The following is a 25,007-nucleotide window of genomic DNA, read 5'->3' as shown; positions in this document are numbered from 1 at the left end:
CGTTTTCGTCCATTTGTCCCGATATTATTAAAGAAAGGTTTGGTCCCCATCGAACACCATCTCCATAGTACATACAGTCTTCCCCTCGTCTTGTTATCCATCGCCGTCGCCGTCTTCTCGGCCTTCGTCTCGCTCGATATTAGCAGTCGGCTCAAGTATGCCGAACGGGTCTCGCGCCTCCGTTGGGTGAGCGCCGGTGCCCTCAGTCTCGGGCTCGGCATTTGGGCGATGCATTTCATCGGGATGTTGGCATTCCATTTAGAGGCCGACGTATCCTACCATATCGGTATCGTCATCGCCTCGATTATTCCAGCCATCGTCTCGTCCGGGTTCGCCTTCTATATCGTCAGCCTGCAGACGGCGCAACCGCGCGACCTCGTCGTCAGCGCCGTCTTCATCAGCATCGGCATCGTGTCGATGCATTACGTCGGCATGGAAGCGATGCAGATGAACGCTGTATTGACGTACGACCCGGTCATGTGGCTGTTATCGGCCGTCGTCGCGTTCATTGCCTCGCTCGTCGGACTGTACCTCTTGTTCTCACTCCCGGACGTGTCACGGTTCCATTGGCGGAGACTCGTCTGCTCGCTCTTGATCGGGCTCGCCGTCTCGGGGATGCACTACATCGGCATGGGCGCGGCCGAATTCACCCCGCTCGCGAAGCCACAAGCGTTGACCGGCTTCTCGATGGACAGCACGCTCCTCGCCTTCTGGATCGGCGGCAGTGTCACGACGCTGTTCGTGCTGATGCTGATTTCGCTTCGCAATGAGAAGCAGCTTGAGCGTCAGTCCATCGAACTCGAAACGAAGTTCCAGTCCGTCATCGAGTCGGCGAACGATGCCATCATCGTCGCAGATGCCGAACGTCGCATCGTGCAATGGAACCACGGGGCTGAGCGCCTATTCGGATATGCTGCAAGCGAGGTGCTCGAGGAATCGATCACGCTCATCATGCCCGAGCGCTTTAAAGTCGCACACGAACAAGGCATGAAACGCTATCGCGAGACGCGCGAAGCAAACGTCATCGGCCGTACGGTCGAGCTCGTCGGCTTGCGAAAAGACGGGACCGAGTTCCCGTTCGAGATGTCGCTCGGGACGTGGGAGACAGAGGCGGGTCTCTTCTTTAGCAGCATCATCCGAGATATTAGTGAACGGAAGCAAATCGAAGAACAAATTAACGACCTCGTCTATTTGGACACGCTGACCGGCCTACCGAACCGACGCCTGTTCAACGACCGGCTCGACGCCTTGCTTTCCCAAGGCAGCGAGTCGACATTCTCGTTGTTTTACATTGACCTCGACAACTTCAAGGTCATCAACGATCGATTCGGCCACTCATCAGGCGACGTCTTCTTGCGCCAAGTGACGGACCGGCTGTTGACGACGATCAATAAGAGCGACACGCTCGCCCGTCTCGGCGGGGACGAGTTCGTCATCCTGTCGCCGAACACCGGCAGCAACTTAGCCGCCCACCGCGCCCAACAGATTACGAACGCGTTGAACCAACCGTTCTTGCTCGAAAGTGAGGACGTGTTCACGAGCCTATCGATTGGCATCAGCCTCTATCCGTCCGACGGGCGGACGGCCGATGACTTGTTGAAGAACGCCGACATCGCCATGTATCGGGCGAAAGAGGACGGCAAGAACGGCTTCCAGTTCTTCACGAAAGACATGAACGAGTCTGTCGCGCGCAAGTCACAGCTCGCGATGGCGCTCCGGAAAGGCATCGGCCGCGGCGAGTTCTCGATTCATTATCAGCCGCAAGTGCACCTCGAGACCGAGGTGCTCATCGGTGTCGAGGCACTCGTGCGTTGGACACACCCCGAGCTCGGCATGATTTCCCCGGCCGAGTTCATCCCGATCGCCGAGGAGACCGGCAGCATTCATCGTCTCGGCGAGTACGTCTTGAACGAGGCTTGCCGACAGAACAAGGCGTGGCAGGATGCGGGCGTCGAACCGTTTCGCGTCGCCGTCAACATCTCGGCGCTCCAGTTCGCGCAAAAAGATTTGCCGGACATTGTCAGCCAGGCGCTCGAGGCGAGCGGGCTCGCACCGGAATACCTCGAGCTCGAGTTGACCGAGACCGTCATCCAGAGCGCGCAAAGTGCCATCGAGACGATGGAGGAACTCGTCGCCCTCGGCGTCCACTTGTCGATCGACGACTTCGGCACCGGCTACTCGTCTCTCAGCTACTTGAAGCTGTTCCCGATCGACACGCTGAAAATCGACCAACACTTCACGAAGAACATCGAGACCGATTCGAAGGACGCCGCCCTCGTCAAGACGATTATCCGGATGGCGCACGAGCTCGGTCTGAACGTCATCGCCGAAGGGGTCGAGACGAAAGCACAAGTCGCCTTCCTCAAGGCCGAGGATTGCAACCAGGCGCAAGGCTACTATTACAACAAGCCGATGCCGGCCGAAGAGCTCGACTCGTTCCTGTATCCATATAAGAAAAGTGTCTGACCCTCGTCCCGCCTACTCGTTAGGTCGGGACGCTTTTTTTTGTTATTCGAAAAAAATTCCGTCATTCGACTTGTAAATCGAATTTAATTTGATATTATAGTGGAGAGATGGAAAAAAATTCGATTTAGAGGTGACGATATGCAAATCGGTTTGATTGGATTAGGCAAGATGGGATACAACTTGGCGCTCAACTTGAGCGACCACGGTCACAACGTCGTCGGGACGGACGCCGGGAACGTCGAGGCTACATCGAAGTTTGAGATCGTGCCGACGCTTGAGGACGTCGTCAACTCGCTCGAGACGCCACGCGTCGTCTGGGCGATGGTGCCGGCCGGTGACATCACTGAGGCCGTACTGGCAGAACTGCTTGAAAAACTCGAACCGGGTGACATCGTCATCGATGGCGGCAACTCGAACTACAAGCTGTCGGTCGTACGCGCCGAACAGTTCAGTGCCAAAGGCATCGCCTTCTTCGACTGCGGGACGAGCGGCGGCACGGAAGGTGCCCGCAACGGCGCCTGCACGATGGTCGGTGGTGACGCCGACGCCTGGCCGACGATCGAGCCGATCTTCAAGGACCTCTCGGTCGAGAATGGCTACTTGTACACAGGACCGGCTGGCAGCGGCCACTTCTTGAAGATGATTCATAACGGTATCGAGTACGGAATGATGCAGGCGATCGCCGAAGGGTTCGACATCTTGGAGAAGAGCCCGTTCGATTACGACTACGAGCAAGTCGCCCGCGTCTGGAACCACGGTTCAGTCGTCCGCTCATGGCTCATGGAGTTGACGGAAAACGCGTTCTCGAAAGACGCGAAGCTCGACGACATCCGCGGCGTCATGCATTCCTCAGGGGAAGGAAAATGGACGGTCGAGACGGCGCTCGAGTTACAGGCGGCGGCCCCGGTCATCGCCATGTCGCTCATGATGCGCTATCGCTCGCTCGAGGACGACACGTTCTCAGGGAAAGTCGTCGCCGCGCTCCGCAACGAGTTCGGGGGCCACGCGGTCGTCAAGAAATAACCGCAAGGAAAAGGTCAGGGGTGGCCTTTTCCTTTGTAAATATTTGTAAACGGTTACACATACGGTAAAGGGGGAAATACATATGTCGGGTTCGACACTCATTTTAATCGCAGTCGCAGGAATTTTCTTGCTCTTATTCTTAGTCATGCGGACGAAGCTTCACGCCTTCGTCTCACTTCTCCTCGTCAGTCTACTCGTCGGGGTCGCGGCCGGTATGCCGCTCGGGGACGTCATCGCCTCGATCCAGAACGGGATGGGCGGAACGCTCGGCTTCGTCGCCGTCGTCGTCGGTCTCGGTGCTATGTTCGGTAAGATGTTAGAAGTCTCGGGTGGTGCGGAACGCCTCGCCCAGACGCTCGTCAATAAGTTTGGAGAAGACAAGGCGCAATGGGCACTTGCCCTCACCGGCTTTATCGTCGCCGTCCCGGTCTTCTTCGACGTCGGCTTTATCATTCTCGTTCCAATCGTTTATGGCCTCGCCAAAAAGACGGGCCGCTCGCTCTTGTACTACGGGATTCCGCTCCTCGCGGGTCTCGCCGTCACGCACAGCTTCATCCCGCCGACGCCGGGTCCGATTGCCGTCGCCAACTTGATTGGTGCCGAGCTCGGCTGGGTCATCTTGTTCGGGGTCATCGCAGGGATTCCGGCAACAATTCTCGCCGGGCCAATCTTTGCGAAGTATATCGCCAAGAAAATTCACGTCACTATCCCGGACTATATGGAGTTCGAAGAGATTGATACGTCGAAAGAACTGCCGAGCTTCAAGATGATTGTCTCGCTCATCTCGATTCCGCTCGTGTTGATTCTCGCCAACACGTTGTCCGCCGTCTTGCTTGAAGAAGGCAACGGCATCCGCACGTTCTTCACGTTCATGGGTCACCCGTTCGTCGCCTTGACGCTCGCGACGCTGCTCACGTTCATCTTCCTCGGCACACGCCGCGGCTATACGCGTGACGAAGTGCAAGAGATTGCGACGAAAGCACTCGAACCGGCCGGGATTATCATCCTTGTCACGGGTGCCGGTGGCGTGTTCAAACAAGTGTTGATCGACTCAGGTGTCGGTGACGTGCTCGGAGAAATGATGGCCGGTTCAGCACTCCCGGCGATTGTGCTCGCCTTCTTGATTGCGGCCGTCGTCCGTGTCGCCCAAGGTTCGGCGACCGTCTCGATGGTCACGGCGGCAGGACTCATCACGCCGCTTCTCGAACTTCAAAATATCACCGGTGCCGCGCTCGGCCTCATCGTTATCTCAATCGCCTCGGGTGCGACGGTACTCTCGCACGTCAACGACTCAGGTTTCTGGCTCGTCAACCGCTACTTCGGGTTGGACGTGAAAGACACGCTCAAGTCGTGGACCGTCATGGAAACGATTATCGGATTGACCGGCTTCGCGGTCGTCTTCTTGATCAGCTTGTTTATCATTTAAGTTAGGAAGTGATGTGTGTGTACACGATTGGCGTCGATATCGGGACGACGAGCACGAAAGCCGTCCTGTTCCATAACCAGCAACAACTCGCGGTACATAACGTGTTGTACCCGCTTCTCACCCCGGACACGGAGACGGCCGAGCAAGACCCGGTCGTCATCTACGGGGCCGTGCTCGAGGCGATTTCCGCCGTCCGCGCCAAAGCCGACGGTCCGGTCCGCTTCGCCTCGTTCAGTTCGGCGATGCACAGCCTGATTGCGCTCGATGCTTCAGGTCGCCCGCTCACCCACAGCATCACGTGGGCCGACAGCCGGGCCAACCCGTATACGCAAGAAATTAAACGCGACTTCGATGCGAGTGCGCTCCATATGCGTACCGGCACACCGGTCCATCCGATGGCACCGTTATCGAAGCTGCGTTGGTTAAAAGCCGAGCATCCGGACGTGTTCAACCACGTGGCCAAGTTCGTCTCCATTAAAGAGTACGTCTTCTATCGCCTGACCGGGCGCTTCGTCATCGACCACTCGATTGCCTCGGCGACAGGGCTGTTCAATTTGAAAAACTGTGACTGGGATGCGGAGGCGCTCGACGTCGCGGGGGTCACGCCCGAGCAACTGTCTGAGCTCGTGCCGACGACGGAGATTTTAACGCTTAAATCGGATGTTGTTGAGACGCTCGGTTGGGACTTCCCGCTCGTCATTGGGGCGAGTGACGGTGTGTTATCCAACCTCGGGGTCGGGGCGTTCGAACAAGGCGTCGTCGCCGTCACGATCGGGACGAGCGGTGCCATCCGCTCAGTCGTCCGCGAACCGGTCGAGGACCCGAAAGGCCGCATCTTCTGTTACGCCTTGACCGACAAGCATTGGGTCATCGGTGGGCCGGTCAATAACGGCGGCATCATCTTGCGCTGGCTCCGCGACGAGTTCGCGGCGAGCGAGGTCGAGACGGCGAAACGGCTCGGGATGGACGCGTATGATGTGTTGACGCGTATCGCCGAGACGGTCAAGCCTGGCTCGGACGGTCTATTGTTCCATCCGTACTTGATGGGGGAACGGGCTCCGCTCTGGGACTCGAACGCACGCGGCTCGTTCTTCGGCTTGAGTATCCACCATAAGCGCGAGCACTTCATCCGCTCGGTGTTAGAAGGTGTCATCTTCAACTTGTATACGGTCATGCTGGCGCTCGACGAATTGACGGGCGCGCCGAACCGGATTCACGCGACGGGTGGGTTCGCCCAGTCGAGCCTGTGGCGTCAGATGATGGCCGACATTTTCGATACGCCGGTCGTCGTGCCGGAGAGCCACGAGAGCTCGTGTCTCGGTGCGGTCATGCTCGGCGAGTATGCGTTCGGGGACATCGACGACTTCACGGCCGTACCGCAAGTGACGCACGAACATACGCCGAATCATGAAGCGACCACGATTTACCGGGAGTTGCTGCCGATTTATATCCGGCTCTCTCGTCATCTCGCGGAAGAGTATGAAGCGATTGCCGCGTTCCAACGGAAGCATGTATGAGAAAAGACCAAGTTCATTGCGAACTTGGTCTTTCGTCATTTGAGGGGTGGCCTTTCTTTCCTGATTCTCGAGGACGGCCCGTACCTTGAAATCGCCCGTGTACTGGATTAGTCGCTCCTAGACCGACTCGAAGTTCGGATTTGACTCGAGCTGCCTAATCTGATGTTCGTTGAAAATGATTTTACTCATGGATGAGTTCCGCCGTCTGAATAAATAGGCTCGTTATATAAATTCGATTGCACGCAAAAAAACCTGAATGCGCACTTTTTATCAAGTGTCTATCATTCAGGCTTCAGTTCAAAAAAAAACGAATTAGCACCTATTGAACTAGCATTATTTTGAGTAAAGAGAAATGTAGCGGACACGGTAGTTCGAATCATAGAATACATACATCGGTAATTTGTTGTTGATTTTATATTCAGCTACTTCTTCAATATAATATCCGCTTAATTTTTTCCCTGCTTTTGTAAATTTAAAAGTTTCCCAATAGTCCCCATTAGAATTCCGTGGTTTTCCGAACACTTTCTGAAACTCGTACTTCGTAATATCGCGTTTTTGAAGAGACGGCGACATGGTGATAATGTTAATTTTTTGAGGTTTGGAACTTGAAGTGAACATGAACTCGCCTTGGTGACGACCTTTATATCCAAAGCCCCAATCGCTTTCAAACGTTCCAGCTGAACCTTTCACCTTTGCATAATCACCATACAGTTTATGAGGACTTCCAACGAAAGTCCCTCTCCCCATCTGAGCTTTCTGTGATAATAGCCAACTATAATCAGATGGACGCGGATCCGGTAACACAGTAACCGTGCGTTTAGCCGTTAGTCCTTCGTAAGTGGCTTTTAACGTAACGGTTCCTTTACTTTTTGCAACAATTTTTCCGTCTTTAACGTAAGCGATTTGAGGCTTGTCCGTGGTCCAGACAACTCCTTTTTTCACACTAGTTGTTTTTCCAGATGCTACTTTAACCATGAGCGACGTATTATACGTAGTCCCTGCTGTCAATTTCTGAAGAGTAGATGGAATATAAGCTGATATTGAACGTTCCATGAATCCATTTGCCAAGTACACATATGTATAGTCCCAATCTGTCGCTAACACATATTTTGCGCTCGCGGTTAAATCAATTGATTTGCCTCCAAAGTCTGTATTCATGTAAATCTTTTTTAAATCAAACGTATAGGGTGTGTTATTGATGGTGACGAATTGTCCGCTCGATTCAATATCTGCAATCGTTGCTTGTACTTGTAACGAATGAATAGGTTTGTCATATGAATTTGCTCCGAAACTACTGACCATTTTGTCTCCAACGACGACAACTTTGTCATTTTGACTTATTGAGATGTCATTGACATCGGTCCATTCATGGACGAATTCGCCTTCATGCGTGTATAATCGACCACTGTTTTGATTTTCAACAAGAATGTAATGCTCTGAGGTCGTTACGTTGCCGGACTCGGCTCCACGCATCCATTTTACTTCATTTGTTGTCATGTCGTAGGCCGTTAACTTTTCATCACCAGATAGAATCAATACGGAACTGTTCGGAAGAAAATCTCCGCCGCCTTCAAAGCTTTCCATCATTGACGGGCCAAATTCAATTTTTTCAATTTCCTCTTTTACTTCACCAAACGTATTAAACGATCGAATACCGTATGACCACATCAATACGACATGAGACTCGTCATCAGATACGGCCAACTTTGAGTATGAGCTATACGTTTCATAATCACGTAACAGTGTTCCAGTCTTTAAATCATACAAAACAAGTCCATCTCTATCACCAATACCATAAAGTTTGTCTCCCACCACTTTGAACTCGTCAGTGATTGCCTGTGATAATTTGCTAACATTTGGTGTTGTCACTGCTGCGTCGACTTGCATCAATCCACTGATTGACATTAAAACCCCTAGAATAAATGCTAATATTTTCTTCATAAATACCCTCTTTTCTACAAATTCCCAACATTGTCCATCATATAATGTTTTTTAGTAGGGAGGTGGTGTTTTTTTAACGAAGGGGTAATTATTTCAAATTGACGCTCGACGAATTGAAGGGCGCGCCGAACCTGATTCACGCGACGGGTGGGTTCGCCCAGTCAAGCCTGTGGCACCAGTTGATGGCCGACATTTTCGATACGCCGGTCGTTGTTCCGGAAAGCCACGAGAGCTCGTGTCTCGGTGCGGTCATGCTCGGCGAGTACGCGTTCGGCGACATCGACGACTTCACGGCCGTGCCGCAAGTGACGCATGAGCATGCGCCAAATCATGAAGCGACCACGATTTACCGGGAGCTGCTGCCGATTTATATCCGGCTCTCTCGTCATCTCGCGGAAGAGTATGAAGCGATTGCCGCGTTCCAACGGAAGCATGTATAAGAAGAGGCCGAGTTCATCGTGAACTCGGCCTTTCGTTTACCGCTCGTACGTCACCATGACGAACTGTCCCGACGCGCGTTGGCTCGTCAGTTTCAACTTCGTCTCTTTCGTGCCTTCCGGGAAGAGCGGAATCCCTTCGCCTAATACGACCGGCGCGATGGCAATCTCATAGCTGTCGATCAAGTCGTGCTCCATCGCCGCCTTGATGACCTCTCCTCCCCCAACGAGCCAGATGTCCCCGTCAATGTCTTGCTTCAATCGTTCGACGAGCTGCTCGATCGGCTCATCCGTGAATGTGACGTGCTCGGCTTCTCGGTCCGGGCTGCGTGTCAAAATGTAGTTCGGGATGTTGTCGTAAGGGTAACCGTCCGGCTCAAGCACGAGCACTTCCTCGTACGTCTTCCGTCCCATGATGACGGCACCGACCGTTTGGAAGAAGTCGGCGTAGCCGTTGTCCCCTTCCCCTTCGACCGCGAACAACCACTCGAGTTGGTCGTTCGTTCGCGCAATCTTTCCATCTAAACTTGTCGCGATATATAAGACGACGTTTGCCATGATGAATTCCTCCTTGATTCGTGATACATTCAGCTTACTTGATAAACACGACAAAACTTGACGGGAATGGATAATATGAAAAAACGACATTTACAGTTGATTCGATTGTTGAATCGCGGGCGCCGGTTCACGGCAGACGAGCTATCCGCTGAAACAGGCGCCTCAGTCCGAACGATTCAGCGCGACATGCTGACGCTCGAGAAAATCGGCTATCCGATTTGGAGCGTCCCCGGCACGGGTGGCGGTTATGAGATGTTGCCGAACCGATTGCTCCCGCCGCTCCAACTTCGGGAGCAAGAAGCGGTCGCACTCTACCTGACGCTCAAATGGATGGAACAGATTCCGGACGTTCCGTTCGGGGAGTTACGCGACTCGTTGTCCGACTGGTACGTGAACGAATTGCCGCACGATCTTGAGACGAAAATTGCTCGGCTCGAGAAGAACATTCTTTGGCTCGGGAACAAGACCGCACCACCCGCCCCGTTCACGAAAGACGTTTTTCTGGCGGTCGAACAGAGACAAAAAATCGAGCTGACGTACGCAACAACGAAAGGATCACGTACGTTCACGATCGCCCCGTGCGGGATGGCGCTCCTCGATTTAAAGTGGTATGTGTATGGCCTCTCTGATTATGGACTGCGTCAATATCGGATTGACCGGATTGAAGCGATGCGTCTACTCGATGAGACATTCGAAGCGGACGATTTGGCAACGCTCCTCAAGACAAGTGACGAACGAATCGGGGTGACCGTTCGACTCGAGCTCACGCCGCTCGGCCGCCGTCTACTTGAAGACGTATTACCCGATATCGATAGGAAGAATGAGTGGGACGTGCCAGAAGCCGAGCTTCCGTTCTTGTCCCGACAATTACTCGCCGCCGGAGCGGAAGTCGAGGTCGTCGAGCCGATTGAACTGCGGGAGATGATGCGGGAGCAGGCGGAGCGGTTATGGAACCGGTATCGTTAATCAAATCGATGCTTTGTCCTCATGTAAGAATTGTCTTTATATAGTAATATGACTCCATATTGCTACATGTAAAGGAGCGTTCGCATGACCAAGCTATCGTTTTCAAAATTATTCGTCTCAATCAGTGTCATCTCATTGTTCGCTATCATGGTGTACCTTAACGTCTCGACGCTCGAACTGAACGAGACGATCGGTTCAGGGATGTTCTACTTGAAAGGCTATTATGAGGAAGGCAACATGATCGTCATTGAGCAAGGGATTGGCGTCATCACGCTGCCGCTCGCTATCGGTCTCGTCGCTTCGACACTCATCAAAGGCGCTCAATTTTATCGTGCCTCGTCGGTTACGAACTAACCTTCTCATCTCGGACAAAGAGCCCAACCGTAAATCGGTTGAGCTCTTTTTTCAATTCGCTTGGTCCATCTCTTTATGCAGTTTGAGCAACTCATTCTTGTACAAATCCGAGAGTCCTCCAAAGATGGCCTGGATGTTATTTTTCACTTTCACGACCCCGGCTGCCCCGAGTGCCTTCAACTCGTCCTCATCGATTTGGGACACATCTTTCAATTCGACACGAAGACGTGTGAAACAGGCATCGATATCGATGATGTTGTCACGGCCACCGAGCGCCTCTTGAATGGCAAGTGCCGTCGTTTGGATTGATGTCTTTCCTGATTTCTTTTCATTGTAGTCTTTGCGGGTAAACAGTTTCGTCTCTTGTCCCCCTCGGCCCGGCGTCGCCAAGTTCCATTTTTTTAACAAAATTAGGCGAGAATTCTCCCTCCTCTAAGTGTCTCGGGGCGAAGCCCAGCGTAGGTGGGAGATGAATCGCCCGTCTTGTCGAGATTGTATGTTCTTGATACAATCAGTGTAACCAATCAAAAGGACTGATATATGAATGAAAATGGATACAAACAAACATTCAGTCTTTCTTCTGAATTACCACCTCGTCCTGGTGGTCAAATATAGACGCAAGGTGATTGACGAAGACGTCTCGGAGTTCGCGAGACAGACGTTCGAACGGATCGGCGCGTCATACCATATCACACTGACCGAATGGAATCATGACGGCGACCATATCCATGTGTTGTTCAAAGCCCACCCGAACACAGAGATGTCGAAGTTTCTGAACGCCTACAAGAGCGCCAGCAGCCGACTGATCAAACGAGACTTTCCGCACGTCAAGAGACGACTATGGAAAGAAATGTTCTGGTCTCGAAGCTACTGCCTCGTGACGACCGGCGGTGCGACGATCGACGTCATCAGGCAATACATCGAAAAACAAGGAGAGGAGTGATCACTTTGCTGAAGGCGTACAAGTTTCGACTATACCCGACAAAGCCACAACGAGAACACTTCATGAAGACGTTCGGTTGCGTCCGTTTCGTCTACAACAAGATGCTCGAGGAACGGATCCGGTTATATGAAGAGTCGAGGCTGAACCCTGACGCGAAGCAGAAGCTCCCGACCCCGGCGAAGTACAAGCCCGAGTTCCCTTTCTTGAAAGAGGTCGACAGTCTATCCCTGGCGAACGCCCAGATGGACTTGAACAAGGCGTATGCCAACTTCTTCCGCGACAAGTCTGTCGGGTTCCCGAAGTTCAAATCGAAGCACGGCGACCGCGCCTCCTACACGACCAACAATCAGAACGGGAGCGTCCGGATCGAGGACGGGAAGGTGAGACTCCCTAAGGTGGGGTTCGTGCGGTTCAAACAACATCGTCCTTTCGAGGGGATCATCAAGTCCGCGACGGTCTCGATGACGAAGACGGGCAAGTTCTTCATCTCCATCCTTGTCAATCAAGGCGAGGAAAAATGGGTTCCTGCCAAGAACAAGATCGGGATCGATCTCGGTTTGGAACACTTTGCTATCGTGACAAATGACGAGATGGTTTCTGAGAAGATTGACAATCCTCGCTTCCTTCGTAAGTCGGAAGAGAAGGTCAAGAAGGCGCAGCGTGCCCTGTCGCGTAAGAAGACCGGAAGCAAGAATCGAGAGAAGGCCAAGCTGATCCTCGCCAAGAAACATGAGAAAATCGTAAACCAACGCAAAGACTTCCTTCACAAACTGTCGAAACGAATCGTTGACGAGAACCAAGTCATCGTCGTGGAGACGCTGAAGTCGCAAAATATGATGAAGAACCACAAGGTCGCGAAATCAATCGCAGACGTCAGTTGGTACGAGTTCGTCCGACAGTTAGAATACAAGTGCAAGTTCTACGGACGGACGCTCATCAAGGCCGACCAATGGTACGCATCGACACAAATCTGCTCTTCCTGCGGTGAAAAAGGCGAGAAGAAAACAGTGGATGTACGCGAATGGACGTGTACGTGTGGCGCTCATCATGACCGCGACATCAATGCGAGCATCAACCTGTTGATGTTGGCAGACTGAAATACCTTCAGGGTGGGAACCACCCGACGAGCTTGGTAAACAATCGTGGCTAGTAGAAGTACGGTCTTCCCAAGAAGCTCCCACTTCAATTTGCGAAGCGAATAAGTGGTGAGTAGTTCACTCGCGAACGTGAAGATGCCGTAATAGACGAAGAAGAATCCGGCCCCAACGACGAGGTTCATCCACCAGCGCGGCGTCCCTGGCAACACATTCGGCGATTTGGGCGAGGAAAATATATTGGTCCCCGCTCACAATCGAACCGTCAACCGTCGCCGTGCCGCCAAGTGACGTCCATAAGAACGGTGCGTACCAGATGTGATGTAATCCGGTCGGAATCAATAACCGTTCGAGCATTCCGTATAACCCGACGTAAGCCGGATTCGTCGCATCACTCGCGATGACATTCGCCATCGCTGTGAGGCCGGTCTGAATCGGCGGCCAAATGAGCATCATAAAGAAACCGAGCAAGATGGAGAAGAATACCATGACGATACCGACCGAACGATCTCCAGCGAAAAAGCCGAGCATCTCTGGTGGGTTGAACGTGTGGAATTTTTTATACACCCAGACCGCAAGCAAGCCGACCGCGATTCCACCGAGCACACCCGTCTCAAGTGACGGGATACCGAGCAACATGCCGTACTCCCCGCTCTCAGCCGCCATTTCCGGTGTGATCCCAAGGGCAATCGAGATCGTCGTGTTCATGATGACGTAGCCGACGAGTGCGGCAAGTGCCGCAATTCCCGACCCGCCGGACAGACCAACCGCGACGCCAATCGCAAAGATGATTGGCAAGTTGGCGAAGATACTCAACCCGATTTGAAGCATCCCGGCACTGATCGCTTCGACCGTCCCGTTCTGTAAAAACGTCCAACTTTCTGCAAGCGGACCTGTTAGCGCCGCGCCGAGACCAAGTAAAATACCGGCCGCCGGCAAGAGCGCGACTGGTACCATGAGCGCCTTCCCGAATTTTTGAAATACCCCGAACCATTGACTCATTTGATTCATTCCTCGTGTGTAAGCGTTATCAATTCTCAAAACGAACAAAGGGGAGTGACTCCCCTTCGTCTTTAGCGTGCGACCGTCTCCCGTTGTTTGAGGGCCGGCCAATAGTTTTCGTTCTCGTTAATCAAATCGTCAAGGATTTGACGGGCGACCGGCGCATCGACGACGGTCCGGTTGAGCGTGAGTGCCTGGAGTGCCTTTTCATAGCTGTTCTCGAAATAGGCGTCGACGACGAGCTGTTCGTAGGCGAGCTGCCCTTCAATCATCCCTTTGTAGAAGCGAGGAATGTGTCCGACAGCGAACGGTTTCGGTCCACGGTTCGTGAGCATCGCCGGCACTTCGACCATCGCATCATCCGGCAAGTTAGCGATGATGCCGTCGTTCTTCACCATGACGATGAAGATGTCGCCATTGTTGTAGGCGAGTGACGCTGCGACGCGAATCATGTAGCAACCGTGGATGTCGACTTCAAGATGCACGTTCTCTAGCGAGTCGTCAGCGATGATTTGATCGCACATCGAGAAGACACGTTGTTGGCGGCCGTTGATGACTTGACGGGCCCGCGTGTTCTCTACGTCTTCCTTCTCCGCCATGTCGGACGGATACAAATAATACTGAAGGTACGTATTCGGCAAGTATTCCGGGAAGTCGGTGAGCATCTTCTCGACTTGCTTGAACGTCTTGATCCAAGATGGGTCGTTTGCGATCTCTGAGTCTTCTGGGATAAACCCGTCCTCTAAGATGGCGCGCTTGATGTCTTCCGTCAATTCGTTGCCTTCTTTGTCATAGATGCCTGTGAACCAACCGAAGTGGTTGAGGCCGAAGTATTCCGGCACGAGATCCCAAATTTCTTTGCCGAGAATCTTCGCGTAGCTCACCATGATTGCGGCCGGCATGTCACAGATATTCAAAATCTTTTTGTCATTCGGGTAGGCACGCTTCAACGCCTCGGCGACGATTGCGGCCGGGTTCGTATAATTTAAGATCCAACCGTCCGGTGAGCCTTGGCGGATGTCTGCGACGAGATCAATCATGTCCCCAATCGACCGCATCCCGTACGACATCCCACCCGGTCCACACGTCTCTTGTCCAACCACGCCGTGACGGAGCGGAATCTGTTCATCTTTCTCGCGCATCTCCAGGCCGCCCGTTCGAATTTGAACGAAGAAGAAGTCCTTGTCGCGGAAGGCGTATTCTTTGTCCGTCGTATACTCGAACAGCTCGAGCTCTGGGTAATCCTCACGCAAGATGATTTCAGTCGCTTTGGCGACACGCTCCTGGCGCTCACCATCCGTATCGTAAAACGTGATTGAACGTAGTGGGAAGTGAGCCTTCTCTTCGATCAAGCTCATAATCATACCGATTGTGTACGTGCTGCCGCCACCGACGACGACGAGGCGTTGTCCTTGTTTCATGTGTGCGTTCCCCTTTCGAATACATATCTTATTGATTACAATACAAATTTAATACATATTATTTTAAACGTCAACAATATTTTTGAAAACATTTTACTTTGTGTATACTAGAAGTATGAATTCAGGTCGAAATCGGAGGGTCAGTCATGAAAGCAAAATCACCGCTCTACCAACAAGTCGCCCACAAAATGCGCACGTTTATCGAGTCCGGCACGTGGGCGCCCGGTGAGGCGATTCCGACCGAGGCTCAACTCGTCGAAGAGTTCAGCGTCAGTCGAGTGACTGTCCGGCAGGCGGTCAAATTGCTCCAAGAGGAAGGTCTCTTATGGAAACGACAGGGCAGCGGCACATACGTCCAGTCCGAAAAGATTGAACACAACATGTACGAATTAAAAAGCTTCACGGAAGACATGAAACGAGAAGGGAAAGAAGTGACGAACAAAGTACTCACCTTCACGTTGCAGCCACCGAGTGAGAAAGTGCGAGAGGCACTCGAACTCGAAGATGGCGAGCTCGTCTTCTACGTGAGGCGCCAACGATTCGCAGACGGCGAACCGCTCATCGTCGAGGACACATACTTGCCGCTAAAGCTGTTCCCCGACTTGACGTACGAAGTGATGTCGCAATCGAAGTACGCCTATATCGAAGAAGTCAAACAGTTCAAGATTGCGGACAGCGTCCAAGAGTTCATCCCGGTGCTCCCGACAAAAGAGATTGCCGAGATGCTCGGAGTGAGTGAACGAACGCCCGTACTCAAAGTCGAACTCTATTCGTTTCTTATGGATGGCAGTCGGTTTGAGTTCACAGAAACGTATTTCAAGAGTGAAGAATACCGCTTCATCATCCGCGCCGGACGAAGACATTAAAAAGGACCTGTGAATCAAACGATTCACAGGTCCTTCGTCAGTTAATGACAATCGACAACTTATAATTGACGTACTTACTGAGCCCGTCCAAAAAGGCGTTCAGCTCTTGGTTCGACGGGAATCGGCATTCCAAGACGTAACAGCCGTCCCCGCTCACCTTGTAGTTATTGCGGACGTACGGCCGGTGTTCCTCGAGGAACATGAGATACGGGTCGTGGAATGTGCTCGACGTAAAGATGGTGATCATCGCGTGGACCGGTAGCCCGAGCTTGTCCTCGTTCACGCGAATCGTATATCCTTCAATGATGCCGAGGTCTTCGAGCTTCTTGACGCGCGTCGCCGTCGCCTGTCCGGTCAAGTGTACGTGTGCCCCGAGCTCTTTCATCGTTATCCGGCTGTTCGCCTGTAACGCCTCGATGATGAGGCGATCTGTTGGATCGAGCATAGGTGACTCCTTTCACGATTCAAGCCAATCCGTCCAAACACTTGATTCGTGTTATGTATGAAAAGACGGCTGCTTGGTAGACTGTACATACATTATAGCTAAAAGGAGAGATTTTTCTATGCACGTACAACTGATCCGTAATGCCACACTCCGCGTCGAATACGCCGGGAAAACGTTCCTCATCGACCCGTTCCTCGGGGAGAAGGGTGCCTATCCCCCGTTCCCGAACTCGGAACGGCAAGACGCTAATCCATTGGCCGACCTGCCAATCGCGATTGACGACATTCTGACAGGCGTCGACGCCGTCATCTTGACCCACTTGCATCTCGACCACTACGACGAGGTCGCGAAACAAGTTCTGCCGAAAGCGATCCCGCTCTTCGTGCAAAACGAGGACGATTTGACTGTCATCGAAGGCGACGGCTTCACGAACGTGACCGTGTTGAGCGACACGACAGCATTCGAAGGAATCAGCCTCACGAAGACAGCAGGAGAGCACGGTCGCGGTCCGATTTTAGAAATGGCCGGTTACGTGTGCGGTGTCGTCTTCACCCATCCTTCGGAACAGACGCTCTATGTCGCCGGGGACACGGTTTGGTATGACGAAGTCGCCAAGACGATTCAAACGCATCAACCAGCAGTCATCGTCGTCAACGCCGGGGACAACCAATTCGTCGAAGGCGGGTCGCTCGTCATGAACGAACAGGACGTCCGCCATGTGCATGAGGCGGCTCCAGCCGCGACGATTATCGCGGTCCATATGGAAGCGGTCAATCATTGGAAGTTGTCGCGTCCTGACTTACGTGCTTATGCGACATCACACAGCTTCGCCGATCAACTCATCGTTCCAGAAGACGGCGAGACGATTTCACGATAACGATACGATGCCCCTGACCTTCCACGTCAGGGGCATTTTTAGCTTCATTTTTGACTCCTGTTTGTGGTATTCTATGCTTCATACCGATGCCATGTCACCCGTTTTTTGCCTCGAGGGAGTTTTGTTAGAATGAAGAAACGCGTCATTTTACTCATGTCCATCTTTTTGTTAATCAGCTCCCTATCTCAGGCGGCGATCCCGAAACCGAAAGCTTATAACGACCGCAGTCTCATCTATTTGACGCTCGATGACGGGCCGAATCGGAAGACGGGAGCGTTGCTCGACGTCTTGAAAAAGCATCGGGTCAAAGCGACCTTCTTCATCCTCGGGAAAAATATCAAGGGAAATGAGCATCTCATCCGACGCATCGTCGCCGAAGGCCATCTCATCGCCTTGCATGGGATGACACATGTGCGTGAGGAGTTTTATGCGTCGCCGATGACGGCCGTGCGTCAAATGAAGGACGTGCAACGCCTCATCTACGAAATGACGGGGATCCATACGAACATGGCCCGCACGATTTATGGTAGTGACGCCGGGATGACGCCTGCGCACTGGAAAGCGATGGACGAGGCCGGTTTTGAGATTTGGGACTGGAACGTCGGCAGTCTCGATCACATCTATAAGAAAGACAACGCGCCAATCGAGCAACGTGTGTTCAATCGGCTCGAGGCGAACTATGAAATGAATATCGCCTCGATCATCTTGGCACACGATCACTCGATGACACCGCAAGCGCTCGATACGATTATCCGCTATGCGAAAGAACGCGACTATGAGTTTCGGACGCTAGAAGGCGTGCATCCCGCGTATAACTTTTTCAATCCGTGGGAACCGAATGAATGAAAAATGCTGAGTCCCTGTGGACCCAGCATTTTTGTTTACATCTCTAACTCTGTGAATGCGAGCGGGACGAGCTCTTCCAACGTCACTTCTTTCACGTCCGCGTTGCCGTTCGTGAGCAACACTTTGAAGTCTGGGTCGCCGAACTCGACGAGCACTTGCCGGCAGATGCTGCATGGCGGCAAGAAGTCGACCGTGTCACCTGACACCGCGACGGCTTCGAAATCCCCTTTTTTATAACCTTGCGCGACCGCTGTGAAGATGGCCGTACGCTCGGCACAGTTCGTCGCACCGAACGAGACGTTCTCGACGTTGACGCCGTCGATGACCGTACCGTCCTTCATGAGAAGCGCTGCTCCGACGCGGAAGTTTGAATACGGCGAGTAGGCGTTCTCTTTCACTTGGCGGGCACGCTCGACTAATTGTTGTTGGTTCATGGGATCATGTTCCTCTCTGACTCATAATGAACTGATGCCAGTTCCCGGCCTCTCTTTTTTGGGCAGGATTTTTAGCATACACCTCAAACAACAGAGAAGTCAATGAAATTTTGAAAGCGGTCACAACGTTTGATCAGTTTTGAAACGTCAGCTCGACCGTCCCGCTCCCGAGTAGCGGTGCAAGCGTGGAGAAGTCCTCGACCCGACCGATGCGCGTATACGCATAACTCGTCTCGACGTCTTTATAAAACAAGACGAGACAGTCATCTCCATACAGCATGACATCCCCGGCCCGAATCGAGCCGACACGTTCCGGGTTCGTCGGCAACGGTTCATCAAAATAGAAATACTTCTCGTTCAGATGCAAATCCTGCATCGACAGCGTGAGTGGCAGACGGGCTCGGAGCGCCTCGGCTGTCGGATTGTCCTCGAAACGTACTGAAGCGGTTATCGTTTCCACTTGTGACGTCACTCCTTCCTGATTCTCCGGCTTCCTCACCGTGTCGTCCCCACACCCAGCAAGAAACAACATGGAAGCGACCAATCCGAGCCGGATGACGTTCATGACGTCTGAACGACACGGGCCGGTGTCCCGGCGACCGTCACATTGTCCGGGACGTCTTTCGTCACTGTCGCGTTGGCCGCGACGATGGCGTTCTCGCCGATGGTGACACCCGGCAAAATCGTCGCCCCGGCCCCGATCCAGGCGTTCCGTTTCACGCGAATCGGCTTCGTGATCAAGCCGCGCCGTTCGGTCGGGTCGGTCGGATGGTTGACCGTCAGCAACTTGGCGAACGGGCCGATCAAGACATGGTCCTCGATGTCGATTCCGCCGAGATCGGTGAACATGACACCGCGGTTGATGAAGATGTCTGTCCCGAGCGTGATGTGTTTCCCGAAATCGGTATAGAACGGTGGCAGCACCGTGACCGAGTCCGCGACGTCTTGCCCGAGCAGCTCCGAGAGCGTCCGCTGGAACTCGTCTTTCGGCAAGTACTGATAATTCAGGCGCATGAGTGTCGGCTCGATGGCTCGTTGAATATGATGAATCTCTTTAAAGACGGCTTCTCCCGCAGTGATCGTTCGGCCAGACACGCGTTCTCTCAATCCGCTACCCATCATCACACCTGTTGTTTCGTCGGACGGATGATGAGGTTGCTGACAGAGACCCGGTCCGGTGTGTCGATGGCGTAGACGACCGCTTCAGCCACGTCCTCGCTCGTCAATCCCCACTCGGTTTGCGCCTCATGGAGCGCCTGGGCGGCTTGTTTGTCACTGATCGTGTTGTACAGTTCGGTCTGGACGGCTCCCGGTGAGATGATCGTCGATTTGACGTTGTTCTCCCGCTGTTCTTGGCGCAAGCCTTCCATGATGGCGCGGACCGCAAACTTCGTCCCGCAGTAGACTGCTGACTCCGGATAGACAACGTGGCCGGCCACCGAATCCGTCGCGATGATATGACCCGACTGTTGACGTTCCATGATTGGAAGCACGGCGGCAATCCCGTTCAACACCCCGGTCACGTTCACATCGAGCATGGCCTGCCATTCGTCACGGCGCCCGTCGACGAGGGGCGCGGTCGGCATGATGCCAGCGTTATTGAACAAGACATCGATTGTCCCGAACGTGTCGAGTGCCGTCTTCACCACCGCCTCAACAGCTGCGTAGTCCGTGACATCGGCTTGCTGGATGACGATATCGGCCTCGGGATGCTTCGCTTGGATGGCTTCCAACCGGTCGAGACGACGAGCGGCGAGCACAAGTTTCGCACCCCGTTCGGCCAATAGATGGGCCGTCGCTTCGCCGATCCCGCTCGACGCCCCCATGATGATAACAACTTTATTGATGGTCATAATCCATTCCTCCTTTGATTGACTTCAGTATAGGAAGGGACAAGCGTCATGTCTAATGCTACTATTTGATTAAGAACCATAACGAAAACGCATGGAGGGATGATATGGAGCTACAACAACTACGGTACTTCCTCGCCGTCGCGAGCGAAAAGAACATCACGCGCGCGGCCGAACATTTACGACTGTCGCAACCCGCACTGTCCCGGCAAATCCATCAACTCGAGGACAGTCTCGGCGGACCGTTGTTCGAGCGGAGCCAAGGCGGCGTCACGCTGACGGAACGAGGCTACTATTTGGCCGAACACGCCAAAGAGATGGTCCGTCTGGCCGATAAGATCTCGGTCAATTTGAACACGGCGACGCCCGTCAGCGGAGAACTGTACATCGGCGGTGGTGAGACGGAGACGCTCACCTCGGTCATCGAGACGTTCCGACAGATGAAACAGCTTCATCCCGACGTCAAGTTACGCCTGTATAGCGGCAACGGGGACGATGTGATCGACAAGTTGGACCGGGGCATCCTCGACTTCGGGGTCGTCATCGAGCCGATCAATCTGGCCACGTACGCCTCGCGCGAGCTCCACCACGTCGACCGTTGGGGCATCTTGACGCGCCGTGACAGCCCGGTCGGACAGAAGCGTGCCATCGAGACTGGGGATCTTCTCGACTTGCCGCTCATCTTGTCAGAGCAATCGCTCGTCGACCGGCATTTGTCGGCCCGGCTCGGCGTCGATTTGACTGAAACGGACGTCGTCGCGACGTACAACCTGCTCTATAACGCCTCGCTCCTCGTCCGGGAAGGCATCGGCCACGCGCTCTGCCTCGACGGGATCATCAACACGCAAGGGACCGAGTTGGTGTTCGTCCCGCTCCATCCCCCGCTCACGTCTTCCGTCCATTTGATTTGGAAGAGCGGGAGTCGCCTGTCGAACGTCGCCTCAACATTTTTAGAGCTGTTCGATGAACGGGAAACGGCCACCTAAACACGGCGGCCGGAATCGAGGCGCAATATGTGCGCCAACTGCTCGTTCATCTCGTCCGGGGTGGCCGCGAAGTCGCGTTCGGCCCAATGGATGATCATCCCGACGATGGCGTTCGCTTGATACGAACAGAACAACGCATGGTCAATCTCGTCTTGCTTGTGCGCCGCCGTGTCGCGGAGGAGCAACTTGCGCACTTCGTCGAACAACATGTAATAGTACGCGAGCGGTACGTTTTTCGAGAAGACGATGCGATAGAAGTCGACGTACGTCTGGACGTGGTGAAAGATGCGGATCGTCGACGGCTCGAGTTCACGCGGATTGAGCAACTTCACATGACGATACGGCTCCTCGTACGACTTGGCGAGGTCGGCCGTGATCTCTTGGAAGTACTCCTCGAACACGTCCTCGACCCGGGCATAGTGCAAATAAAACGTGCCCCGATTGACATTTGCCACACGACAAAGTGCTGAAATCGTCACTTGTTCGAGCGAATGATTCTTCAATAATTCGACGAGCGCCTCATGGAGCGCTCGTTTTGTTTTGATGACGCGCAAGTCCGCCTTCATGATTCGCACATTCCTCTCAACAGTTATGGCCTAAAGTGTTGATTACTCAACAGAACGTCTCTTTTTTGATGATTGTAAGCGATTTCTATCGTTCATTATAATAGTTATTGAACACATGTTCAATTAAAGGAGGAGACAGTCATGCGGTTATCGGGGAAAGTGGCGATTGTCACAGGTGCAGCATCAGGAATGGGGAAAGCCATTGCAGAACTATATGCGAAGGAAGGAGCCCGTGTCGTCGTCTCAGATATGAATTTTGACGGGGCACAGGCCGTCGTCGAGGGGATTTCAGGCGAAGCGTTCGCCATCCAGACGGACGTCACATCTGAAGAAGCGTTGCAGCAGTTGTTCGACGAGACGGTGAAGACGTTCGGTCAGGTCGACATCCTCGTCAACAACGCCGGCATCATGGACGGGATGGAGCCGGTCGGTGAGATCTCGAACGACCGTTGGGAGAAAATCTTTGCCGTCAACACGGTGTCGGTCATGAAATCGATGCGCATCGCCGTCGACTTGTTCACGAAGCAAGGTCACGGCGTCATCGTCAACAACATCTCGGCCGGGGGCTTGTACGGCGCTCGGGCCGGAGCGGCCTATACGGCGTCGAAACACGCCGTCGTCGGATTGACGAAGAACACGGCGTTCATGTATGCCGATCAAAACATCCGTTGTAACGGAATCGCACCGGGCGCGGTCGCGACGAACATCGGCTCGACGATGACGAACATGAGCCAGGCCGGGTTCGGTCGCCAGCAACTCGGGATGGCCATCAACCCACGCATCGGACAACCGGAAGAGATCGCTCAACTCGCCCTCTTCCTCGGCTCGGACGAATCGAGTTTCATCAACGGTCAAGTCGTCGCCATCGATGGTGGTTGGACCGCCTACTAAACCAAAAAATGAGCCATATCCGACGCCGGATGTGGCTCATTTCTCGTTATAGCTCCCCTCTCCGGTTCATCCGGATCAAGAGATAAATCAAATACGGCGCCCCGACCATGCCGGTGATGACACCGACCGGGTAGCGGGCCGTGAAGGCGAACTGACCGATGAGATCGGCCGCGAGCACCAAGATGACCCCGACGAGTGCCGCCGGAATGATCGTCGAACGCCCGTCCCCGACGAGCCGCTTCGCAATCGGTCCTGCCAAGAACGCGACGAAGGCGATCGGTCCGGTCGTCGCCGTCGCGAGCGCCAGCATGAGCACCGAGGCGACAATGAGCAGCACGCGCGTCTGGTTCGTCTTGACACCGAGCGACGTCGCCGTCATCTCCCCGAGCTCTAAAATCTGGAGCTGTCGACTGAGCCGGAGGATGACCGGCAGACAGAGCGCGACCGCGATCATGAGCGGCGGGAGCGTCTCCATCTTCACTCCGTTTAAGCTGCCGCTCAACCAGCGCATCGCCGTCCCGACATCGTTTTGGCGGCTGATGAGCAGCAGATAATTGATGACCGCCGTCAGCATCGCTTGAATCCCGATGCCGACTAAGACGAGCCGGCCGATTGAGAAGGCGGCGCCTTTCGACAAGAAGTAGATGGCGAGGACGGTCAACAGCCCGCCGATAATCGAGATGATAGAGACGAACGTATCGCTCGCCTGTAAGACGACGATGCCGAACACGGCCGCCGCACTCGACCCGGTCGTGATGCCGATGACGTTCGGGTTGGCGAGCGGGTTACGGAGCATCGTCTGGAACACCGTCCCGGCGATCCCGAACGCAAGTCCGGCGAAGACGCCGGCGAGCATGCGCGGCAGACGAATTGTGCCGACGGCGAACGAGGCGCCCGGTACTTGTTCCCCGAACAAGACACGGATGACGTCTGCGACCGGATAAATCGTGTTGCCGAGCATGAGCATCGTCGCGCTCAACGTAAGGGCCAGCGCGAACAAGACGAGCGTCACGAAGACGGTCCGTTGCCGACGCTTGCGACTGTTATGGATGATGGGTTGAATCGATTGGTTCGTCATACGCCACGCACCTTCACTTTCATCGTCAAGGCGATCAAGATTGGTGCCCCAACGAACGCCGTGACAATCCCGACTTCGAGTTCCCCGGGACTACCGAGCAAACGTCCTGCCACGTCAGCGAACGTCAATAAAATCGCGCCGGTGAGTGCCGACATCGGGATGATATACCGTTCATCCGCTCCGATGACCAAGCGGACGAGATGCGGCGCCAAGAGACCGATAAAGCCGATTGGTCCAGCCAGTGCCGTCGCCGCCCCGCACAAGATGACGCCGGCGAATGAGGCAATCAATTTCAACGTGCCGATGCGGACACCAAGACCTGTGGCGAGATCTTCCCCGAGCGCCAAGATGTTGAGGGACGGTGCCGCCAAGATGGCGATAATGATACCGCCGATAAAGAATGGCAGGAACGTCATAATCGAATCCATTGTCCCGGCCCCGACGCTACCGACCTGCCAGAACCGGAACTGGTCCATGACGTTCGAGCGCGGAATCATGATGGCCATGACGAGTGACGACAAGGCCGCACTCGTCGCCGCGCCGGCCAAGACGAGTTTGAGTGGCGTCGAACCGCCCCGACCGAGCGACCCGATCCCGAACACGAACGCCGCCGTCAAGAGCGCCCCGGCGAGCGCGAACCAGATATAGTCGCTCGCGGTCGAGATGTTGAAGAAGGCAATCCCGACGACGACGAACAGCGCCGCTCCTGTGTTGACTCCGAGAATGCTCGGGTCGGCGATCGGGTTGCGCGTCACCGACTGCATCAATGCGCCCGAGACACCGAGTGCTGCCCCGCACATGAAACTGAACACCGTCCGAACGACCCGCTGCCGGACGATATCCGCTTCATACGACTGAACAGCCGGACGGAATAAACCGTCAAGCAGTTCATCCCATCCGACTGTCCGTGAGCCGAAAGCAAGCGAAGCGAGCATACAGACGACGAGAAGGACGAGCGACCCTACGAGGAGGAGCCCGAACCGTTTCGGCGTGTGTAACTTCTTCGGCATATTCATTTGA

General features: G+C 54.0%; 26 protein-coding genes and 1 pseudogene. 14 read left to right on the top strand and 13 right to left on the bottom strand.

The features are described from left to right. Window positions 1-90 precede the first annotated feature (90 nt). The 4 genes from KNP79_RS07475 to gntK all read left to right on the top strand — a co-directional run bounded on the left by KNP79_RS07475 (window position 91) and on the right by gntK (window position 6,432). On the top strand, window positions 91-2,466 hold the full coding sequence (locus tag KNP79_RS07475) for an EAL domain-containing protein (protein ID WP_256443862.1): 2,376 nt from the start codon (window positions 91-93) through the stop codon (window positions 2,464-2,466). A 138-nt stretch (window positions 2,467-2,604) separates the two neighbouring features. Continuing rightward, window positions 2,605-3,489, top strand: a complete 885-nt coding sequence (gene gnd / locus KNP79_RS07470; RefSeq protein ID WP_214756167.1) for a phosphogluconate dehydrogenase (NAD(+)-dependent, decarboxylating) — start codon at window positions 2,605-2,607, stop codon at window positions 3,487-3,489. Window positions 3,490-3,571: 82 nt separating this feature from the next. Further along, window positions 3,572-4,915, top strand: coding sequence for a GntT/GntP/DsdX family permease (locus tag KNP79_RS07465; RefSeq protein ID WP_214720306.1), 1,344 nt, complete (start codon window positions 3,572-3,574; stop codon window positions 4,913-4,915). 17 nt (window positions 4,916-4,932) lie between these two features. Next, window positions 4,933-6,432 (top strand): gluconokinase, encoded by a 1,500-nt coding sequence (gntK, locus tag KNP79_RS07460; protein WP_371743425.1) that lies wholly within the window; start codon window positions 4,933-4,935, stop codon window positions 6,430-6,432. Window positions 6,433-6,765: 333 nt separating this feature from the next. Here the strand turns inward: gntK and KNP79_RS07455 are convergent, their stop codons facing one another. Continuing rightward, the gene (locus KNP79_RS07455) at window positions 6,766-8,373 is read right to left on the bottom strand and encodes a hypothetical protein (RefSeq protein ID WP_215191748.1); all 1,608 of its coding nucleotides are present in this window, start codon (window positions 8,371-8,373) and stop codon (window positions 6,766-6,768) included. Between the two features lie 98 nt (window positions 8,374-8,471). Here KNP79_RS07455 and KNP79_RS07450 point away from each other — a divergent pair. After that, window positions 8,472-8,813 (top strand): annotated as a pseudogene (locus KNP79_RS07450) (FGGY-family carbohydrate kinase); the annotation flags it as partial. Between the two features lie 36 nt (window positions 8,814-8,849). Here KNP79_RS07450 and KNP79_RS07445 read toward each other — a convergent pair. Next, window positions 8,850-9,368, bottom strand: coding sequence for a dihydrofolate reductase family protein (locus KNP79_RS07445; RefSeq protein ID WP_029594774.1), 519 nt, complete (start codon window positions 9,366-9,368; stop codon window positions 8,850-8,852). A 75-nt stretch (window positions 9,369-9,443) separates the two neighbouring features. Between KNP79_RS07445 and KNP79_RS07440 the strand changes: the two genes are divergently transcribed. Further along, window positions 9,444-10,334: a helix-turn-helix transcriptional regulator gene (locus tag KNP79_RS07440; RefSeq protein WP_035385637.1), complete on the top strand. Its 891-nt coding sequence runs from the start codon at window positions 9,444-9,446 to the stop codon at window positions 10,332-10,334. An 84-nt stretch (window positions 10,335-10,418) separates the two neighbouring features. Beyond that, entirely contained in the window at window positions 10,419-10,688 is a 270-nt protein-coding gene (locus tag KNP79_RS07435) for a hypothetical protein (protein ID WP_029594771.1), read from the top strand. A 51-nt stretch (window positions 10,689-10,739) separates the two neighbouring features. Here the strand turns inward: KNP79_RS07435 and KNP79_RS07430 are convergent, their stop codons facing one another. After that, window positions 10,740-11,096 (bottom strand): PTS sugar transporter subunit IIB, encoded by a 357-nt coding sequence (locus KNP79_RS07430; protein WP_029594770.1) that lies wholly within the window; start codon window positions 11,094-11,096, stop codon window positions 10,740-10,742. 136 nt (window positions 11,097-11,232) lie between these two features. Here KNP79_RS07430 and tnpA point away from each other — a divergent pair, with 136 nt between their 5' ends. Both tnpA and tnpB read left to right on the top strand, forming a co-directional pair. Further along, window positions 11,233-11,631: an IS200/IS605 family transposase gene (tnpA, locus tag KNP79_RS07425; RefSeq protein ID WP_029594769.1), complete on the top strand. Its 399-nt coding sequence runs from the start codon at window positions 11,233-11,235 to the stop codon at window positions 11,629-11,631. Window positions 11,632-11,636: 5 nt separating this feature from the next. Further along, window positions 11,637-12,728 (top strand): IS200/IS605 family element RNA-guided endonuclease TnpB, encoded by a 1,092-nt coding sequence (tnpB, locus tag KNP79_RS07420; RefSeq protein WP_029594768.1) that lies wholly within the window; start codon window positions 11,637-11,639, stop codon window positions 12,726-12,728. A 117-nt stretch (window positions 12,729-12,845) separates the two neighbouring features. Here the strand turns inward: tnpB and KNP79_RS07415 are convergent, their stop codons facing one another. Together KNP79_RS07415 and KNP79_RS07410 are read right to left on the bottom strand one after the other, a co-directional pair. Next, complete coding sequence (locus tag KNP79_RS07415; protein ID WP_084158362.1) at window positions 12,846-13,727, bottom strand: PTS transporter subunit EIIC; 882 nt, start codon at window positions 13,725-13,727, stop codon at window positions 12,846-12,848. Window positions 13,728-13,798: 71 nt separating this feature from the next. After that, window positions 13,799-15,148, bottom strand: a complete 1,350-nt coding sequence (locus KNP79_RS07410) for a 6-phospho-alpha-glucosidase (protein ID WP_029594766.1) — start codon at window positions 15,146-15,148, stop codon at window positions 13,799-13,801. A gap of 146 nt (window positions 15,149-15,294) precedes the next feature. On the opposite strand from KNP79_RS07410, the gene KNP79_RS07405 reads away from it, so the two are divergent. Then, window positions 15,295-16,014: a GntR family transcriptional regulator gene (locus KNP79_RS07405; RefSeq protein ID WP_029594765.1), complete on the top strand. Its 720-nt coding sequence runs from the start codon at window positions 15,295-15,297 to the stop codon at window positions 16,012-16,014. Window positions 16,015-16,051: 37 nt separating this feature from the next. Here the strand turns inward: KNP79_RS07405 and KNP79_RS07400 are convergent, their stop codons facing one another. Further along, window positions 16,052-16,459 (bottom strand): Lrp/AsnC family transcriptional regulator, encoded by a 408-nt coding sequence (locus tag KNP79_RS07400; RefSeq protein ID WP_029594764.1) that lies wholly within the window; start codon window positions 16,457-16,459, stop codon window positions 16,052-16,054. A 118-nt stretch (window positions 16,460-16,577) separates the two neighbouring features. Here KNP79_RS07400 and KNP79_RS07395 point away from each other — a divergent pair, with 118 nt between their 5' ends. Further along, window positions 16,578-17,336, top strand: coding sequence for an MBL fold metallo-hydrolase (locus KNP79_RS07395; RefSeq protein ID WP_029594763.1), 759 nt, complete (start codon window positions 16,578-16,580; stop codon window positions 17,334-17,336). Between the two features lie 129 nt (window positions 17,337-17,465). Then, complete coding sequence (locus KNP79_RS07390; protein ID WP_215191746.1) at window positions 17,466-18,182, top strand: polysaccharide deacetylase family protein; 717 nt, start codon at window positions 17,466-17,468, stop codon at window positions 18,180-18,182. Window positions 18,183-18,217: 35 nt separating this feature from the next. On the opposite strand, the gene KNP79_RS07385 is transcribed toward KNP79_RS07390, so the two are convergent. The 4 genes from KNP79_RS07385 to KNP79_RS07370 form a co-directional block, all read right to left on the bottom strand. Further along, the gene (locus KNP79_RS07385; RefSeq protein ID WP_021066236.1) at window positions 18,218-18,616 is read right to left on the bottom strand and encodes a cytidine deaminase; all 399 of its coding nucleotides are present in this window, start codon (window positions 18,614-18,616) and stop codon (window positions 18,218-18,220) included. A 133-nt stretch (window positions 18,617-18,749) separates the two neighbouring features. Then, window positions 18,750-19,181, bottom strand: coding sequence for a cyclophilin-like fold protein (locus tag KNP79_RS07380; RefSeq protein WP_215191744.1), 432 nt, complete (start codon window positions 19,179-19,181; stop codon window positions 18,750-18,752). Beyond that, window positions 19,178-19,738, bottom strand: a complete 561-nt coding sequence (locus tag KNP79_RS07375; RefSeq protein ID WP_215191852.1) for a sugar O-acetyltransferase — start codon at window positions 19,736-19,738, stop codon at window positions 19,178-19,180. The genes KNP79_RS07380 and KNP79_RS07375 overlap by 4 nt, the downstream gene beginning before the upstream one ends. Continuing rightward, a complete protein-coding gene (locus KNP79_RS07370; RefSeq protein ID WP_131471375.1) occupies window positions 19,738-20,469 on the bottom strand; it encodes an SDR family oxidoreductase in 732 nt (243 codons plus the stop codon). Before KNP79_RS07370 ends, KNP79_RS07375 begins: the two co-directional genes overlap by 1 nt. A 104-nt stretch (window positions 20,470-20,573) precedes the next feature. Between KNP79_RS07370 and KNP79_RS07365 the strand changes: the two genes are divergently transcribed. Further along, a complete protein-coding gene (locus KNP79_RS07365) occupies window positions 20,574-21,452 on the top strand; it encodes a LysR family transcriptional regulator (protein ID WP_215191742.1) in 879 nt (292 codons plus the stop codon). Here the strand turns inward: KNP79_RS07365 and KNP79_RS07360 are convergent. Continuing rightward, window positions 21,449-22,021, bottom strand: a complete 573-nt coding sequence (locus KNP79_RS07360; RefSeq protein WP_125318037.1) for a TetR/AcrR family transcriptional regulator — start codon at window positions 22,019-22,021, stop codon at window positions 21,449-21,451. The genes KNP79_RS07365 and KNP79_RS07360 overlap by 4 nt on opposite strands. 138 nt (window positions 22,022-22,159) lie before the next feature. Here KNP79_RS07360 and KNP79_RS07355 point away from each other — a divergent pair, with 138 nt between their 5' ends. Continuing rightward, the gene (locus tag KNP79_RS07355; protein ID WP_029594757.1) at window positions 22,160-22,909 is read left to right on the top strand and encodes an SDR family oxidoreductase; all 750 of its coding nucleotides are present in this window, start codon (window positions 22,160-22,162) and stop codon (window positions 22,907-22,909) included. 46 nt (window positions 22,910-22,955) lie between these two features. On the opposite strand, the gene KNP79_RS07350 is transcribed toward KNP79_RS07355, so the two are convergent. Together KNP79_RS07350 and KNP79_RS07345 are read right to left on the bottom strand one after the other, a co-directional pair. Continuing rightward, window positions 22,956-23,987, bottom strand: a complete 1,032-nt coding sequence (locus KNP79_RS07350) for a FecCD family ABC transporter permease (protein WP_029594756.1) — start codon at window positions 23,985-23,987, stop codon at window positions 22,956-22,958. Then, the gene (locus tag KNP79_RS07345) at window positions 23,984-24,997 is read right to left on the bottom strand and encodes a FecCD family ABC transporter permease (RefSeq protein ID WP_371743424.1); all 1,014 of its coding nucleotides are present in this window, start codon (window positions 24,995-24,997) and stop codon (window positions 23,984-23,986) included. The genes KNP79_RS07350 and KNP79_RS07345 overlap by 4 nt, the downstream gene beginning before the upstream one ends. Window positions 24,998-25,007: the final 10 nt, after the last annotated feature.

Origin of the sequence: Exiguobacterium sp. s7, from assembly GCF_018618195.1 — a bacterium.
GTDB lineage: Bacteria > Bacillota > Bacilli > Exiguobacteriales > Exiguobacteriaceae > Exiguobacterium > Exiguobacterium mexicanum_A.
The sequence above is the reverse complement of the archived record's forward strand: the minus strand, read 5'-3'. Positions and strand labels throughout refer to the sequence as shown.